The sequence below is a fragment of the Streptomyces sp. genome (assembly GCF_035644915.1).
Classification (GTDB): domain Bacteria; phylum Actinomycetota; class Actinomycetes; order Streptomycetales; family Streptomycetaceae; genus Streptomyces.
In genome coordinates this window covers 21,279-36,462 of record NZ_DASQNP010000003.1, presented here as the reverse complement: position 1 = coordinate 36,462, position 15,184 = coordinate 21,279, and the positions used below count along the sequence as shown (strand labels likewise).

Here is a 15,184-nt window from a genome sequence, read left to right as displayed (position 1 = left end):
GGCCGGCGGCAGCGGCGGGCGCGGATCCTCGGGCGCGGGCTCCGGCCGCGGCGCCGCGGGGGCGGGCCGCAGCCCGGCCCGGCGCCGTACGGTCTCCACCGCGGCGGCGTCCAGCAGGGCCGCGACCGAGCCGCCGGGCGGCGTACGGCGCTCGGCCCCCAGCAGCGCGGCCCCCACCAGTTCGCTCCAGTTCACTCCGCACCTCCGCCGGTGCCCGCCGCGGTGAGCGGTATCGCCGTGTCCGACCAGGTCGTGTACGGGGTGAAGCCCCGCGGACCGCACTCGCCGAAGACCGTGACCGGGCCGCCGCCGGAGACGGCGGCTAGCTGCCACATCCGCGAGCGCGTCCCCGCCGTCACGACCACCGGCAGGGCCGAGTCGCCCTCGGCGTCGGCCAGTTGCCAACCCTCCCCGACCGGCACGGGCACCACGTCCGTCAGGACCACCGGCCAGCCGTCCAGCCAGGGGTCGCCGCACAGCGCGGCGGCGTAGGAGGCCAGGGCGTCGTGGACGCCCACCCCCGGCGGCGCGCCGCCCGGCTCCGGAGCCGCGTGGCGCTCCCCGAGGGCGGCCCGCAGCGCCTGCGCGCCCGGGTAGTAGGCGAGGTCGGCGTCCACCGAGGAGCCGACCGGCAGCGTCAGCTCCGGCGCCCGCCCGGCCGCCCCGAACGACAGCAGCAGCGCCGGCCGTCCGCTCCGGGCCCCGTACAGCCAGATGCGGCGCACCGTCAGCTTCCCCTCCTCGGTGTCGTGCTGCCCCAGCACCAGCCAGTGGTCGCGCACCACCGCCTCGCGGTCGGCCAGCACCTCGGCCGCCTCCACGGTGATCCCCACCCGGGCCCGCACGGTCGCGGCCAGCGGCTCCGGCAGCCCGTCGATGCCCAGGAACCCCCGGTCGAGCAGGTGCAGCAGGGCGCACTCCTCCAGCAGCCGGGACGGCCATCCGGCGCCGGAGCCGGGGATCGCCCCCAGCTCCCGCACCCGTGCGGCCAGCCCCGGCGCCTGGGCGTCCACCATGCGCCGGGCCATCTCGTCCCAGACGGCGTACCCCGACTGCTCCGCGCCCGCCAGCCCGCCGCGCAGCAGGTCCTCCAGCCGCTGCTCCAGCTCGGTGGCGCCCGCCGCGATCCGCGCGGCCCGCTGCTCGGCGCGGCGCCGCGCCGCCTCCGGATCGGCGGGGGCCGCCGCCCGCTCCCCGTCGCGGGCGGCGGCCTCCCTCCCCTCCGCCCGCCGCCGGCGTCCGCCCAGCCAGGAGTCGGCCCACTCCGGCACGGAATCCGGTGCCTCCGGCACGGCCCCGGGCCCCTCCGACCACAGCAGGAGCAGCCCCAGCGCGTGCTTGCAGGGGAACTTCCGGCTGGGGCAGCTGCACCGGTAGCCCGGAGCGCCGCCGCCCGCGACGTCCACCACGGTCTGGTACGGCCTGCTGCCGCTGCCCTTGCACTGCCCCCACACCGCGCCCCGCCCCGCCCCGGTGCCGGACCACGGGCCGGGCGCGGCCAGTTTGGCCCCCGCCTTCCGCGAGGCGGCGTCAGGCGCCAGCGCCAGCACCTGCTCCGCCGTCCAGCGGGATCCCCCTGCGCTCATGTGCCCTCAGCCCTCCCCACACGGATGCGTGGTTCTCGTCGCCGTTGCTCTCACAGACCGGAATCACGGGATCGCTCTCTGTGCGATGCAGCATGTGAACGACCGTACGAGCCGGCACTGACAATCCGGTGCGGCGCGGCGTCCGCGCAGGTCACGGCGGTGCTCCCAGGATCACCGGGGGGATTGTCAGTGGTGGCGTGCATCGTGGTGGCGCAACGGACCAACCGCCTGCGAGGGGGAGACGTGACCGTCACCAACAGCGCACCGGCCGCCCTGCGGCCCCATGCCGAGGACGCCTTCGCCGAGGAGCTGGAAGCCCTCGCCGCCGTGGACGACCGGCCGCGCCCGGAGCGGTGGCGGCTGTCGCCGTGGGCCGTCGCCACCTACCTGCTCGGCGGCACCCTGCCGGACGGCACGGTCATCACCCCCAAGTACGTCGGCCCGCGCCGGATCGTCGAGGTGGCCGTCACCACGCTGGCCACCGACCGGGCCCTGCTGCTGCTCGGGGTGCCCGGCACCGCCAAGACCTGGGTCTCCGAGCACCTGGCGGCGGCCGTCAGCGGCGACTCCACACTGCTGGTGCAGGGCACGGCGGGGACGGCCGAGGAGGCCATCCGCTACGGCTGGAACTACGCGCAGTTGCTGGCGAACGGCCCCAGCCGCGAGGCCCTGGTGCCCAGCCCCGTCATGCGGGCCATGGCCGACGGCATGATCGCCCGGGTCGAGGAGCTGACCCGCATCCCGGCCGACGTGCAGGACACCCTGATCACCATCCTGTCGGAGAAGACGCTGCCGATCCCGGAGCTGGGCGAGGAGGTCCAGGCCGTCCGCGGCTTCAACCTGATCGCCACCGCCAACGACCGGGACAAGGGCGTCAACGAACTCTCCAGCGCCCTGCGCCGCCGCTTCAACACGGTGGTGCTGCCGCTGCCCGAGACGCCCGAGGCGGAGGTGGAGATCGTGGCGCGGCGCGTGGAGCAGATCGGCCGCTCGCTGGAGCTGCCGGCCGTTCCCGACGGCATCGACGAGATCCGCCGCGTCGTGACGGTCTTCCGCGAGCTGCGGGACGGGGTCACCACCGACGGCCGCACCAAGCTCAAGTCGCCCTCGGGCACCCTGTCGACGGCCGAGGCCATCTCGGTGGTCACCGGCGGCCTGGCCCTGGCCGCCCACTTCGGCGACGGGGTGCTGCGCGCGGGCGACGTGGCCGCGGGCATCCTCGGCGCCGTCGTCCGCGACCCGGCCGCGGACCGCGTGATCTGGCAGGAGTACCTGGAGGCGGTCGTCCGCGAGCGCGAGGGCTGGAAGGACTTCTACCGCGCCTGCCGCGAGGTGAGCGCATGACGGCCGTGCCCGGCACGGCGGCCGGGGGCGGGCCGCTGCTGCTGGGCGTGCGCCACCACGGGCCGGGGTCGGCGCGGGCGGTGCTGGCGGCGCTGGAGGCCCGCGGGCCGCGGGTGCTGCTCGTGGAGGGCCCGCCGGAGGCCGACGCGGTGGTGGAGCTGGCGGCGCACGAGGAGATGCGTCCGCCGGTCGCGCTGCTGGCCCATGTGGTGGACGAGCCGGGCAGGGCGGCGTTCTGGCCGCTGGCGGAGTTCTCCCCGGAGTGGGTCGCCGTCCGCTGGGCGCTGGCCCGCGGGGTGCCGGTGCGGTTCTTCGACCTGCCCGCGGCCCACTCGCTGGCGATGGGCGACGGCGACGGAGACGGCAGCGGGGACGGCGACGGCAGCGGGGACGGCGGGGAGGAGGCCGGCGCGCTCCGCATCGACCCGCTGCGGGTGCTCGCCGAGACGGCGGGCCACGACGACCCCGAGCGCTGGTGGGAGGACGTCGTGGAGCACCGCGGCGGCCCGGCCGCCGACCCCTGCGCGCCCTTCGCCGCCCTGGCCGACGCCATGGCCGCCCTGCGCGAGGCGCACGGCGGCACCCCCGGCGGCACGGGTCACCGGCGCGACGCGGTGCGCGAGGCCCACATGCGGCTGCGGCTGCGGGAGGCCCGCAGGGAGTTCGGCGACGACGCCGTCGCCGTCGTCTGCGGCGCCTGGCACGTGCCCGCGCTCACCGCGAGGACGACCGTCGCCGCCGACCGGCAGCTCCTCAAGGGCCTGCCGAAGGCGAGGACCGAGATCACCTGGGTGCCCTGGACCCACGAGCGGCTGGCCAGGCACAGCGGCTACGGCGCCGGGATCACCTCGCCCGGCTGGTACGGGCACCTGTTCTCCGCGCCCGACCGGCCCGTCGAGCGGTGGATGACCAGGGTCGCCCGGCTGCTGCGCGAGGAGGACCGCGCCGTGTCGTCGGCGCACGTCATCGAGGCGGTACGGCTGGCGGACACCCTCGCCGCCCTGCGCGGGCGCCCGCTCCCCGGGCTGGGCGAGACCCTCGACGCGGTGCGGGCCGTGATGTGCGAGGGCTCGGACGTGCCGCTCGCCCTCGTCCACGACCGGCTGGTCGTCGGCGACGTCCTCGGCGAGGTGCCCGAGGAGGCGCCGGCCGTGCCGCTCCAGCGCGACCTGGCCCGGGCCCAGAAGTCGCTGCGCCTGAAGCCCGAGGCGCGCGAGCGCGACCTGGAACTCGACCTGCGCGGGAACACCGACGCCGCCCGCAGCAGACTGCTGCACCGGCTGCGGCTGCTCGGCATCGACTGGGGCGAGCCGGCCCGGGGCCGCACGGGCGGCACCGGCACCTTCCGGGAGACCTGGCGGCTGTGCTGGCGGCCGGAGCTGTCGGTGCGGATCGCCGAGGCCGGGGTGTGGGGCACCACCGTGGCCGCGGCGGCCACGGCCCGGGCCGAGGCGCTGGCCCGCGACGCCGGATCGCTGGCCGAGGTCACCGAGCTGGCCGAGCGCTGTCTGCTCGCCGGGCTCGGCGACGCCCTCCCCGTGGTGATGCGCGTCCTCGCCGACCGGGCCGCCCTCGACGCGGACGTCGGCCACCTCGCCCAGGCCCTGCCCGCGCTGGTGCGCTCCGTCCGCTACGGCGACGTCCGCGGCACGGACGCCGCCGCGCTGCGCGAGGTCGCCGAGGGGCTCGCCGAGCGCGTGTGCGTCGGGCTGCCGCCCGCCTGCGCCGGCCTCGACGCCGACGGGGCGGCCGAGATGCGCGGCCATGTGGACGCCGCCCACCGGGCGATCGTCCTGCTGGAGGAGGACGGCCTGCTCACGCGCTGGCGGGCGGTGCTGCGCGCCCTCGCCGAACGCGACCGCACACCCGGGCTGGTCCGGGGCCGCTGCGCCCGGCTGCTGCTGGACGACGGCCGGCTCCCGGAGGACGAGGCGGCCCGGCTGATGGGCCTCGCCCTCTCCCCGGGCACCGCCCCCGGTGACGCGGCGGCCTGGATCGAGGGGTTCCTGGCGGGCGGCGGCATGCTGCTCGTCCACGACGAGAGGCTGCTGGCCCTGGTCGACACCTGGCTGGCCGGGATACCGGGGGAGGCGTTCACGGACGTGCTGCCGCTGCTGCGCCGGACGTTCGCCGCCTACGAACCGGGAGTGCGGCGCACGGTCGGCGAGCTGGTCCGGCGCGGCCCGGCGGGGCCGGACGGACCGGGCGGACGGGACGCGGGGTGGGAGACCGTGCCCGGCTTCGGGCCGCGGCCGGACCGGGAGCGGGCCGACGCCGTCCTGCCGACCCTGCGGCTGCTGCTGGGGGAGGGGCCGCCGGGGGGAAGGGCGACCGGCACCGGCGAACCGGCCGGGACGGCGCGGACGGAGCAGAAGGCGGTGACCGCGGGATGAGCGACCGGACCACGACGGCGGCCGTGCCGGACGGGGCCGTACCGCAGGGAGCCGGACCGGACGAGCGGGCGGCGGGCGAGCGGATGACGGACGAACTGATGACGGACGGGCCGATGACGGACGAGCGGGCGGCGGACGAGCGGCTGCGGCGCTGGCGGCTGGTCCTCGGCGGGGCGGAGGCCGACGGCACCGGCTGCGAGCTGACCGGCCGGGACGCCGCCATGGACCGCACCCTCGCCGCCCTCTACGGGAGCGGGGGCGGCAGGGGCGGCGGGGACGCGCGGCCGGGACAGCGGTCCGCCGGACTGGGCGGCTCGGCGCCCAACGTGGCGCGCTGGCTGGGCGACATCCGCACCTACTTCCCGACCTCCGTCGTCCAGGTGATGCAGCGGGACGCCATCGACCGGCTCGGCCTGTCGGCGCTGCTGCTGGAGCCGGAGATGCTGGAGGCCGTCGAGCCGGACGTCCACCTGGTGGGGACGCTCCTCTCGCTCAACAAGGCCATGCCGGAGACCAGCCGGGAGACCGCCCGCGCGGTCGTCCGCAAGGTCGTGGCGGAGCTGGAGCGGCGACTGGCGACCAGGACCAGGTCGACCCTGACGGGCGCCCTCGACCGCTCCGCCAGGGTCCACCGCCCCCGCCACCGGGACATCGACTGGAACCGCACCATCCGGGCCAACCTGAAGAACTACCTGCCCGAGTACCGGACGGTCGTCCCCGAGCGGCTGATCGGCTACGGCCGCGCCTCCCGGGCGGTGAAGAAGGACGTCATCCTCTGCATCGACCAGTCCGGCTCCATGGCGGCCTCGGTCGTCTACGCCTCCGTCTTCGGGGCCGTGCTCGCCTCGATGCGGTCCATCGCCACCCGGCTGGTCGTCTTCGACACCTCCGTCGTCGACCTCACCGACCAGCTCGACGACCCGGTGGACGTGCTGTTCGGCACCCAGCTCGGGGGCGGCACCGACATCAACCGGGCGCTCGCCTACTGCCAGTCGAAGATCACCCGGCCCGCCGAGACCGTGGTCGTCCTCATCAGCGACCTCTACGAGGGCGGCATACGCGACGAGATGCTCAAGCGGGTCGCCGCGATGAAGAGCGCCGGCGTGCAGTTCGTCGCGCTCCTCGCCCTCTCCGACGAGGGCGCTCCCGCCTACGACCGCGAGCACGCCGCGGCCCTCGCCGCGCTCGGCACGCCGGCCTTCGCCTGCACGCCCGACCACTTCCCGGAGGTGATGGCGGCGGCGATCGAGAAGCGGCCCCTGCCGGTGCCCGGGGAATGACCGCCCCGGGAGGGATGTGAACGTCCGGTGGCGGGAGTGACGGAAATCAAAAGGCGATGCGGACGCATGCCGCCGGTACGTGGAGATTTCCCGACGGCCGCCGCCGGAATTCCCGGCCGCCTTCCCCGACTGCCTTTCCCGGTCCCGCTCTGTTCCCCGGTGCGGGACCGGGGGTGGAAACGCGGGACCGCGCCGGCCCGCGGTGCGGCGGTGTCCTGTCGCGATCGGACGGCACGTTCGGAAAATTTTCACACCGTGCACAACCCGGGCTCCTTCCATGTCGCCGCCGCTTGATATGTCCGGCATGTCCGCCCGGGAGTCCGGCCGGGGAATTCGGCCGCGCCCCACTGGGAGCGCGCACCATGTGAACCCGCTGCTCAGGCCTGTGAAAGAACTGAAACCATTTCATGACCGAAAGCGGAACGCCGCCCACCGGTATGCCGTTGCGGTGCCCGGTCAAGGCATCCGCGGGATTGGCCAGGCCAGTTGCTCGCGTGTTTTCATCTTGGCCACCGCGGCAGCCGTGGGAATGGTGACTTGCTCTCAGGTGACCGTGCGTCATGTTGCAGGCTGCCCGGGAGTGGTCGGACCGTCTTTCCCGCGATCCGCGCCGCGCCATGGGAAATGTTTCTTTGAACGAAGGGAAAGCGCGTAATGCGTGAGCACCTCGAGACCCGCGAGATCGACGACACCGAGCTGGACGCCGTCTCCGGCGGTCTCCTCAGCATCTCCGGTGGCGTGGCCGGTGCCGCGGTCAGCGACGTCAACGGTGTCGTGGGCGCCGTGACCTCCCTCAACACGGTCCAGGCCGCGCAGGGCATCGTCGGCTCGGTCCCGGGCACCGTCACCGGCGTGACCGGTGTCCAGACCGAGGCCGGTATCGCCGGTCTCTGACGGCGACACCCGCGCCGGGCTCCCCGCCCGGACGCCCGCCGTACGGTCCCGCGGCCGCGGGTGCGCGCCGCGCGACCACCACGAACCCCGGAGCTCCCCCTGGTTCCGGGGTTCACGGCTGTCCGCACCCGCGCCCGCCGGACACCCCGCAGGCACCGGTCCGCAGCACCGGCCCGCCGGGCACCGCCCGGGCACACCGGGGCGCACCGGCGCCGCACGCCGCGGTGGCCCCGCGGCGCCCACCAGGGGGAACGCACTCGGAGGAAAGATTCCGTGCAGTTCCGCAAGAAGGCGCTCTCCAAGCTCCAGTCGCCGGAGGAGCTCGACCTGCCCGTGCGCTTCGCGCGCCCGCAGGGCCGGCTCGTCCTGGCCGTCACCGTCGTCGTCATGGCCCTCGCGGGCTTCTGGACCGTCAACGGCTCCGTCTCCGCCAAGCTGGACGCGCCCGGCATCCTCACCCGGGCCGGGGGCAGCTACACGCTGCAGAGCCCGATCGCCGGACAGGTCACCGAGGTCCTCGCCCGGGAGGGACAGTTGCTGCCCGCGGACGCCCCCCTGCTCAGGGTCCGTACGGACCGGGGCGACCAGGCGGTGCGCACGGTGGCCGGCGGCCGGGTGACGGCACTGCTCGCCGGAGTGGGCTCGGTCGTCAGGACCGGCGCGGACGTGGCGACCGTGGAACGCGTGGAGGACCCGGACGACCCGCTGGTGGCCATGCTCTACGTGCCCGGCGACAGCGGAGCGGCGGTCACCGTCGGCGCCAGGGTCGACCTGAGCGTCCACTCCGTCCCCCGGGAGAAGTACGGCGTGCTGCGCGGCCGCGTCAAGGAGGTCGGCCGCGCCCCCCAGACGCAGCGGCAGATCGGCGCCTTCCTGGGCGACGACCAGCTCGCCGCGGAGTTCGCCCGGCAGGGCAATCCCGTCGCGGTGCTCGTGGAGCTGGACCGCTCCTCCGCCACCGAGTCCGGCTACGCGTGGTCCACCACGGACGGCCCCCCGCACACCATCGACTCCAGGACGATGGTCGCCGGTGCCGTCCACCTCCCGTCGCAGCGCCCCGTCGATTGGCTCCTCCCATGACCGCGCCGCAGGAAACCGCCCAGGCCGGCCCCCACCGGCTCCCGCCCGCCGGACGCCGGCGCCCCCGTCCCGCCCCCGGCGGGGACGCCCGCCGGAGCCGGCCCGAACCGTCGCGCCGGCGCGCCGGACGCCGCTCCCGCGGCGGGCCCGCGTCCCTCCCCCGGGGCAGGACGCCCCGTCCCGTGCGCACCCCCACCGTGCTGCAGATGGAGGCGGTGGAGTGCGGCGCCGCCGCACTGGCCATGGTGCTCGGCCACTACGGCCGCTTCGTCCCCCTGGAGGAGCTGCGCATCGCCTGCGGCGTCTCCCGCGACGGCTCCCGCGCCAGCAACCTCCTCAAGGCGGCCCGCGGCTACGGGCTGAAGGCCAAGGGCATGCAGATGGACCTGGCCGCGCTCGCCGAGGTGCGCGGTCCGGCCATCCTCTTCTGGGAGTTCAACCACTACGTCGTCTACGAGGGCATGCGCCGCCGCCTCGGCCGCCGGGGCGTGTACGTCAACGACCCCGCCAAGGGGCGGAGGTTCGTGCCCCTGGAGGAGTTCGACACCAGCTTCACCGGGGTGGTGCTCACCTTCGAGCCCGACGCGGGCTTCCGCCGCGGCGGCCGCAGACCGAGCGTCATGGGCGCCATGCCGGCCCGCCTGCGCGGCACGTCGGGCACCCTGCTCGCCGCCGTGGTCTCCAGCCTCCTGCTGGTGGCCGTCGGAGCGACGGTGCCCGCGCTGAGCCGCACGTACATCGACACGTTCCTCATCGGGGGGCAGAGCTCCCTGCTGGGCGTGCTCTTCGCGTCGATGGCGACCGCCCTGCTGCTCACCGCGACCCTCACCGCGCTGCAGCAGGCCAACCTGCTGCGCGGGCACATCATCTCCTCCACCCTGGGCAGCGCCCGCTTCCTGCGGCACCTGCTCAGGCTCCCGGTGACCTTCTTCGCCCAGCGCAACCCGGCCGACCTCGTCCAGCGCCTCCAGACCAACGACACGGTCGCCGAGACCCTCTCCCGGGACCTGGCCGCCGCGGGCGTGGACGCCGTGGTCGTCGCGCTCTACGCGGTGCTGCTGTGGAGCTACGACCCGCAGCTCACCGTCGTCGGCATCGGCGTGGCGCTGCTCAACGTGGTGGCCATGCGCGTGGTGATCCGGCTGCGGGCCACCGGCACCCAGAAGCTGCGCGCCGACAGCGCCCGGCTGACCAACACCTCCTACAGCGGCCTGCAGCTCATCGAGACGATGAAGGCCACCGGCGGCGAGCAGGGCTTCTTCCGCCGCTGGGCCGGGCAGCACGCGACCACCCTCGACGTGCAGCAGCGGCTGGGCGTGCCCAGCGCGTGGCTGGCGGTCGTCGCGCCCACCCTGGCCACGCTCAACAGCGCGCTGATCCTGATGATCGGCGGTCTGCGGGCGGTGGAGGGGCATCTGACCGTCGGTCTGCTCGTCGCCTTCCAGACCCTGATGACCAGCTTCACCGCGCCGATCACCCGGCTCAACGGCGTGGCCGGGCGGATCCAGGACTTCGCCGCCGACCTCGCCCGCCTGAAGGACGTCGAGAACTTCCCCGTCGACCCGGTCTACTCGCGGCGCGAGCCCGTCCCCAGCACCCGCCGCCTCCGGGGCCACGTGGAGCTGGAGAACGTCACGTTCGGCTACAGCCCCCTGGACCCCCCGCTGCTGAAGGGCTTCTCGCTCTCGGTCGGCCCCGGGCAGCAGGTCGCGCTCGTCGGCGGCTCCGGCAGCGGCAAGTCCACCGTCTCCCGGCTGATAGCCGGTCTCCACGCCCCCTGGGAGGGGACCATCCGCATCGACGGGATGCGGCTGGAGGACATCCCGCGCAGCGCCCTGGCGGCCTCCGTCTCCTTCGTCGACCAGGACGTCTTCCTCTTCGAGGGCACCGTCCGCGACAACGTCGCGCTGTGGGACCCCTCCATCCCGGACGAGGCGGTCGTCGCCGCGCTGAAGGACGCCGCCGTCCACGACGTGGTCGCCCGCCGCCCCGGCGGCATCCACAGCCGCGTCGAGCAGGGCGGCCGCAACTTCTCCGGCGGCCAGCGCCAGCGGCTGGAGATCGCCCGGGCGCTGGTGCGCAACCCCAGCGTCCTGGTCCTGGACGAGGTGACCAGCGCCCTGGACGCGGTGACCGAACAGGTCATCATCGACAACCTGCGGCGCCGCGGCTGCGCCTGCGTGGTCATCGCCCACCGGCTGAGCACGGTGCGCGACAGCGACGAGATCGTCGTGCTCGACCGGGGCACGGTGGTGGAACGCGGGCGGCACGAGTACCTGGTCGCCGCGCAGGGGCGGTACGCCGAACTGGTCAAGGAGCACTGAGGTGACCTCTCCCCAGCACTTCGCGTCCGCCGGCCAGTGGCCGGACGCGGCACCCGACCCCGTCGTCGCGGCCCTGGGCGGACTGGGCTCGGCCGTCGACTCCACGGGCGTGCGCAGCCTGTCCCTGGAGGGCCCGCACGTGCTGTGGCTCGTGGTGGACGGGGCCGTGGACCTGTTCGCCGTCGACGCCGAATGGGCCGGGCACTGGCACTTCCTGGGCCGGCTGACCGCGGGCACGCTGCTGCTGGGCCCGGTCGAGGGCCCCGAGCACACCCTGGCCGCCCGGCCCCTGCAGGGCTGCGTGCTGCGCCGCATCGAGCTGCGCGAACTGCGGTACTCCGTACCGGGCACCCCCTGGGACACCGGCCAGTGGGACACCGGGCAGTGGAGCACGGACCGGTGGGACACCGGCCAGTGGATGTACGCCGACCAGGAGCACACCGCCGGCGGACGGCTGAGCCCGCTGGAGGACGCCTTCGCGCGCGGCATCGGCCGCGGCCTGCGGGTGCTGTACCAGGCGCCGCTGGGCGGCCCCGCCGTCACCGAGCCGGACGACCGGGGCGACGACGACATCCTGTGGATGCGGATCACCCCCGGCAGCGTGCAGTACGGCGCCGCGTACGCGGCGGACGCGGTCGGCACCCTCCTGATCGACGCGGGGCTGTGGCAGGGCATGGTCGACCAGCAGTACCGGCTGCTGCACGCCCTGGACCGCTGGATCGAGCAGCTCGAACGCGCCCACGAGGACCGCACGGCGGCCGGCATCGAGGCCGGCGAGGCCGCCCGCGCCCAGGCGGACCGGACGCTGCTGGCCTCCATCGGCCGCTTCGGCGGGACGCCCGGCGGGAGCGTGAGCGACGACGCGACCTTCGCCGCGTGCCGGCTGGTGGCGGAGAGGGCCCGCATCGCCCTGACCGACCCGGGCGGGACGGGCACCGGCGGCGGCCACACCGACCAGGTCGAACGCATCGCGCTCGCCTCACGGGTCCGCACCCGGACCGTCCGGCTCACCGGGCGCTGGTGGACGGAGGACAGCGGCCCCCTGGTGGGCCGGCGCAGCCGGGACGCGGCGCCGGTCGCGCTGCTGTGGCGGCACGGCGGGTACGAGGCCGTCGATCCCGTCACCGGCCGGCGCGACCGCATCGGCAAGCACAACGCGGACGACTACGAGCCGCGCGCCGTCATGTTCTACCGCCCGCTGCCCGACCGGCCGCTGGGCCTGCTCGGCCTGCTGCGCTTCAGCATGCTGGGCACCCGTACGGAGCTGCGCAACCTGGTCCTGGGCGGGCTGGTCGCGGTGGGCCTGGGCGCCCTGGTGCCCGTCGCCACCGGCAAGGTGCTCGGCGAGTTCGTGCCCGACGCCGAGAACGGCCTCATCGTGCAGACCGCCCTGGCGCTCATCGCGGTCGCCGTCGTCTCGGCCGCCTTCATGCTGCTGCAGAACGTCTCCATCCTGCGCCTGGAGGGCCGCGTCGAGGCCACCTTGCAGCCCGCGGTGTGGGACCGGCTCCTGCGGCTGCCGACGAGGTTCTTCGCGGACCGCTCCACCGGTGAACTGGCCAGTGCGGCCATGGGCATCAGCGCCATCCGCCGCGTGCTGTCCGGCATCAGCTCGGTGGCCCTCCAGGCGGTCACCGTCGGCACGGTCAACCTCGTGCTGCTGCTCCTCTACAGCGTGCCGCTGGCGATGGCGGCGGTCGCCATGCTGCTGGTCAACGCCGCGGTCTTCCTGGCCCTGGGGCTGTGGCAACTGCGCTACCAGCGGCGCCTGGTCAGACTCGGCCACAAGCTCAACAACCAGGCGTTCCAGACCCTGCGCGGACTGCCCAAGCTGCGCGTCGCCGCGGCCGAGAGCTTCGCCTACGCCGCCTGGGCGAAGGGATTCGCCCGCACCCGCGAACTGCAGCGGCGCATCGGCCGGATCAGGAACGCCGTCGCGGTGCTCAACGCGGTCTACCTGCCGCTGTGCACGCTCACGATGTTCGTGCTGCTGGCCGGGCCGGCCCGCGGCAGCATGTCCGCCGCCGAGTTCCTCACCTTCAACACCGCCGTGACGATGCTGCTGTCCTCGGCCACCCAGCTCACCGGCGCGCTCATCTCGGCCGCCGCCGTGCTGCCGATGTTCGAACAGGTCAAACCGGTCCTGCAGGAGGTGCCGGAGGTGAGCGGCAGCAGCGTCCAGCCGGGCGAGCTGAGCGGGGCCGTGGAGGCCCGGCAGCTCTCCTACCGGTACACCGAGGACGGCCCGCTGGTGCTCGACGGCATCGACCTGCGGGTGCGGCCGGGCGAGTTCGTCGCGATCGTCGGGGCCAGCGGCTGCGGCAAGTCGACGCTGCTGCGGCTGCTCATCGGCTTCGACAAGCCGACCTCCGGCAGCGTGCTGTACGACGGCCAGGACCTGGCGGCGCTCGACCAGGCGGCCGTGCGCCGCCAGTGCGGCGTCGTGCTGCAGAACGCCCAGCCGCTGACCGGCTCGATCCTGGAGTGCATCTGCGGCGCCGAGACCTACCCCCTGGAGGAGGTGTGGGAGGCCGCGGAGATGGCGGGCCTGGCCGAGGACATCAAGGCCATGCCCATGGGCCTGCACACCATGCTCTCCGACGGCGGGGGCACCATCTCCGGGGGCCAGCGCCAGCGGCTGATGATCGCGCAGGCCCTGGTCCGCAAGCCGCGCATCCTCTTCCTCGACGAGGCCACCAGCGCGCTGGACAACGAGACCCAGGGCGTGGTCATGGAGTCCACCCGCGCCCTGCGCTGCACCCGCGTCGTGATCGCCCACCGGCTGTCCACGATCATGGACGCGGACCGGGTGATCGTCATGGCGGACGGGCGCGTCGTCCAGCAGGGCCCGCCCGCCGAACTGCTCGCCGACACCGGCGGGCTCTTCCACGAACTGGTCCGCCGGCAGCTCCGGTGATCACGCCCGGTTGTGACCGTTGTCACCGCCCGGGTGTGAGCTGGAATTTATGCGGGGCACACCGACGGGACTAACCTGCAAGGCGGACATGCCGCGCGCCCCGCAGACGCCGCGGCCACGCGGCACGCCCACGCTGACAACGAACCGCGATACCACTACTAGGGACGGACGCGCGTGGACCTGTTCGAGTACCAGGCGAGGGACCTCTTCGCCAAGCATGGCGTACCGGTGCTGGCCGGTGAAGTCATCGAGACGCCCGAGGCGGCGCGTGAGGTGGCCGAGCGACTGGGCGGTCGCGCGGTCGTCAAGGCCCAGGTCAAGACCGGCGGCCGGGGCAAGGCCGGCGGTGTGAAGCTGGCCTCCGACCCGCAGGACGCGGTCGAGAAGGCCCGCCAGATCCTGGGCATGGACATCAAGGGCCACACCGTCCGCAAGGTGATGCTGGCCCAGACGGCCGACATCGCGGAGGAGTACTACGTCTCCTTCCTGCTGGACCGCGCCAACCGCACCTTCCTCGCCATGGCGTCCGTCGAGGGTGGTATGGACATCGAGGAGGTCGCGGCCACCAAGCCCGAGGCCCTGGCGAAGATCCCGGTCGACGCCGTCGAGGGCGTCACCGAGGCCAAGGCCCGCGAGATCGTCGAGGCCGCGAAGTTCCCGGCCGAGGTCGCCGACCAGGTGGTCGAGGTCCTGCTGAAGCTGTGGACGGTCTTCGTCGAGGAAGACGCCCTGCTGGTCGAGGTGAACCCGCTGGTCAAGACCACCGACGGCACGATCCTCGCGCTGGACGGCAAGGTGTCCCTGGACGCCAACGCCGAGTTCCGCCAGCCGGAGCACGCCGCCCTGGAGGACAAGGCCGCGGCCAACCCGCTGGAGGCCGCCGCCAAGGCCAAGAACCTGAACTACGTCAAGCTCGACGGTCAGGTCGGCATCATCGGCAACGGCGCGGGCCTGGTGATGAGCACCCTGGACGTCGTGGCGTACGCCGGTGAGAAGCACGGCGGCGTCAAGCCCGCCAACTTCCTCGACATCGGCGGCGGTGCCTCCGCCGAGGTGATGGCCAACGGCCTGGAGATCATCCTCGGGGACCCGGACGTGAAGTCCGTCTTCGTCAACGTCTTCGGCGGCATCACCGCCTGCGACGCCGTCGCCAACGGCATCGTCCAGGCCCTGGAGCTGCTGAAGTCCAAGGGCGAGGACGTCAACAAGCCGCTGGTGGTGCGTCTGGACGGCAACAACGCGGAGCTGGGCCGCAAGATCCTGACCGACGCCAACCACCCGCTCGTGCAGCAGGTGGACACCATGGACGGCGCGGCCGAGCGTGCCGCCGAGCTGGCCGCGAAGTAACGAAGGGCGAGGACACCGA

General features: G+C 74.4%; 9 protein-coding genes and 1 pseudogene. 8 read left to right on the top strand and 2 right to left on the bottom strand.

The genetic code is table 11. The annotated features are described in order from the left end of the window. Window positions 1–195: pseudogene (locus tag VE546_RS00435) on the bottom strand (hypothetical protein); the annotation flags it as partial. Continuing rightward, window positions 192–1,586 carry an SWIM zinc finger family protein gene (locus VE546_RS00430; protein WP_324916395.1) on the bottom strand — a complete coding sequence of 465 codons (1,395 nt, stop codon included), beginning with the start codon at window positions 1,584–1,586 and terminating at the stop codon, window positions 192–194. The pseudogene VE546_RS00435 and the gene VE546_RS00430, both read right to left, overlap by 4 nt. 243 nt (window positions 1,587–1,829) lie before the next feature. Between VE546_RS00430 and VE546_RS00425 the strand changes: the two genes are divergently transcribed. The 8 genes from VE546_RS00425 to sucC all read left to right on the top strand — a co-directional run bounded on the left by VE546_RS00425 (window position 1,830) and on the right by sucC (window position 15,165). Continuing rightward, on the top strand, window positions 1,830–2,930 hold the full coding sequence (locus VE546_RS00425) for an ATP-binding protein (RefSeq protein ID WP_324916392.1): 1,101 nt from the start codon (window positions 1,830–1,832) through the stop codon (window positions 2,928–2,930). Next, the gene (locus VE546_RS00420) at window positions 2,927–5,323 is read left to right on the top strand and encodes a DUF5682 family protein (protein ID WP_324916389.1); all 2,397 of its coding nucleotides are present in this window, start codon (window positions 2,927–2,929) and stop codon (window positions 5,321–5,323) included. The genes VE546_RS00425 and VE546_RS00420 overlap by 4 nt, the downstream gene beginning before the upstream one ends. Before the next feature lie 98 nt (window positions 5,324–5,421). Next, on the top strand, window positions 5,422–6,603 hold the full coding sequence (locus VE546_RS00415) for a VWA domain-containing protein (protein WP_324916398.1): 1,182 nt from the start codon (window positions 5,422–5,424) through the stop codon (window positions 6,601–6,603). A 654-nt stretch (window positions 6,604–7,257) separates the two neighbouring features. Further along, on the top strand, window positions 7,258–7,497 hold the full coding sequence (locus VE546_RS00410; RefSeq protein WP_324916386.1) for a hypothetical protein: 240 nt from the start codon (window positions 7,258–7,260) through the stop codon (window positions 7,495–7,497). Window positions 7,498–7,770: 273 nt separating this feature from the next. Further along, window positions 7,771–8,577 carry an HlyD family efflux transporter periplasmic adaptor subunit gene (locus VE546_RS00405; protein WP_324916384.1) on the top strand — a complete coding sequence of 269 codons (807 nt, stop codon included), beginning with the start codon at window positions 7,771–7,773 and terminating at the stop codon, window positions 8,575–8,577. Then, on the top strand, window positions 8,574–10,901 hold the full coding sequence (locus VE546_RS00400) for an NHLP family bacteriocin export ABC transporter peptidase/permease/ATPase subunit (protein WP_324916382.1): 2,328 nt from the start codon (window positions 8,574–8,576) through the stop codon (window positions 10,899–10,901). The genes VE546_RS00405 and VE546_RS00400 overlap by 4 nt, the downstream gene beginning before the upstream one ends. Before the next feature lies 1 nt (window position 10,902). Further along, the gene (locus VE546_RS00395; RefSeq protein WP_324916377.1) at window positions 10,903–13,818 is read left to right on the top strand and encodes an NHLP bacteriocin export ABC transporter permease/ATPase subunit; all 2,916 of its coding nucleotides are present in this window, start codon (window positions 10,903–10,905) and stop codon (window positions 13,816–13,818) included. A 174-nt stretch (window positions 13,819–13,992) separates the two neighbouring features. Continuing rightward, the gene (sucC, locus tag VE546_RS00390) at window positions 13,993–15,165 is read left to right on the top strand and encodes an ADP-forming succinate--CoA ligase subunit beta (protein ID WP_324916374.1); all 1,173 of its coding nucleotides are present in this window, start codon (window positions 13,993–13,995) and stop codon (window positions 15,163–15,165) included. Window positions 15,166–15,184 lie beyond the last annotated feature (19 nt).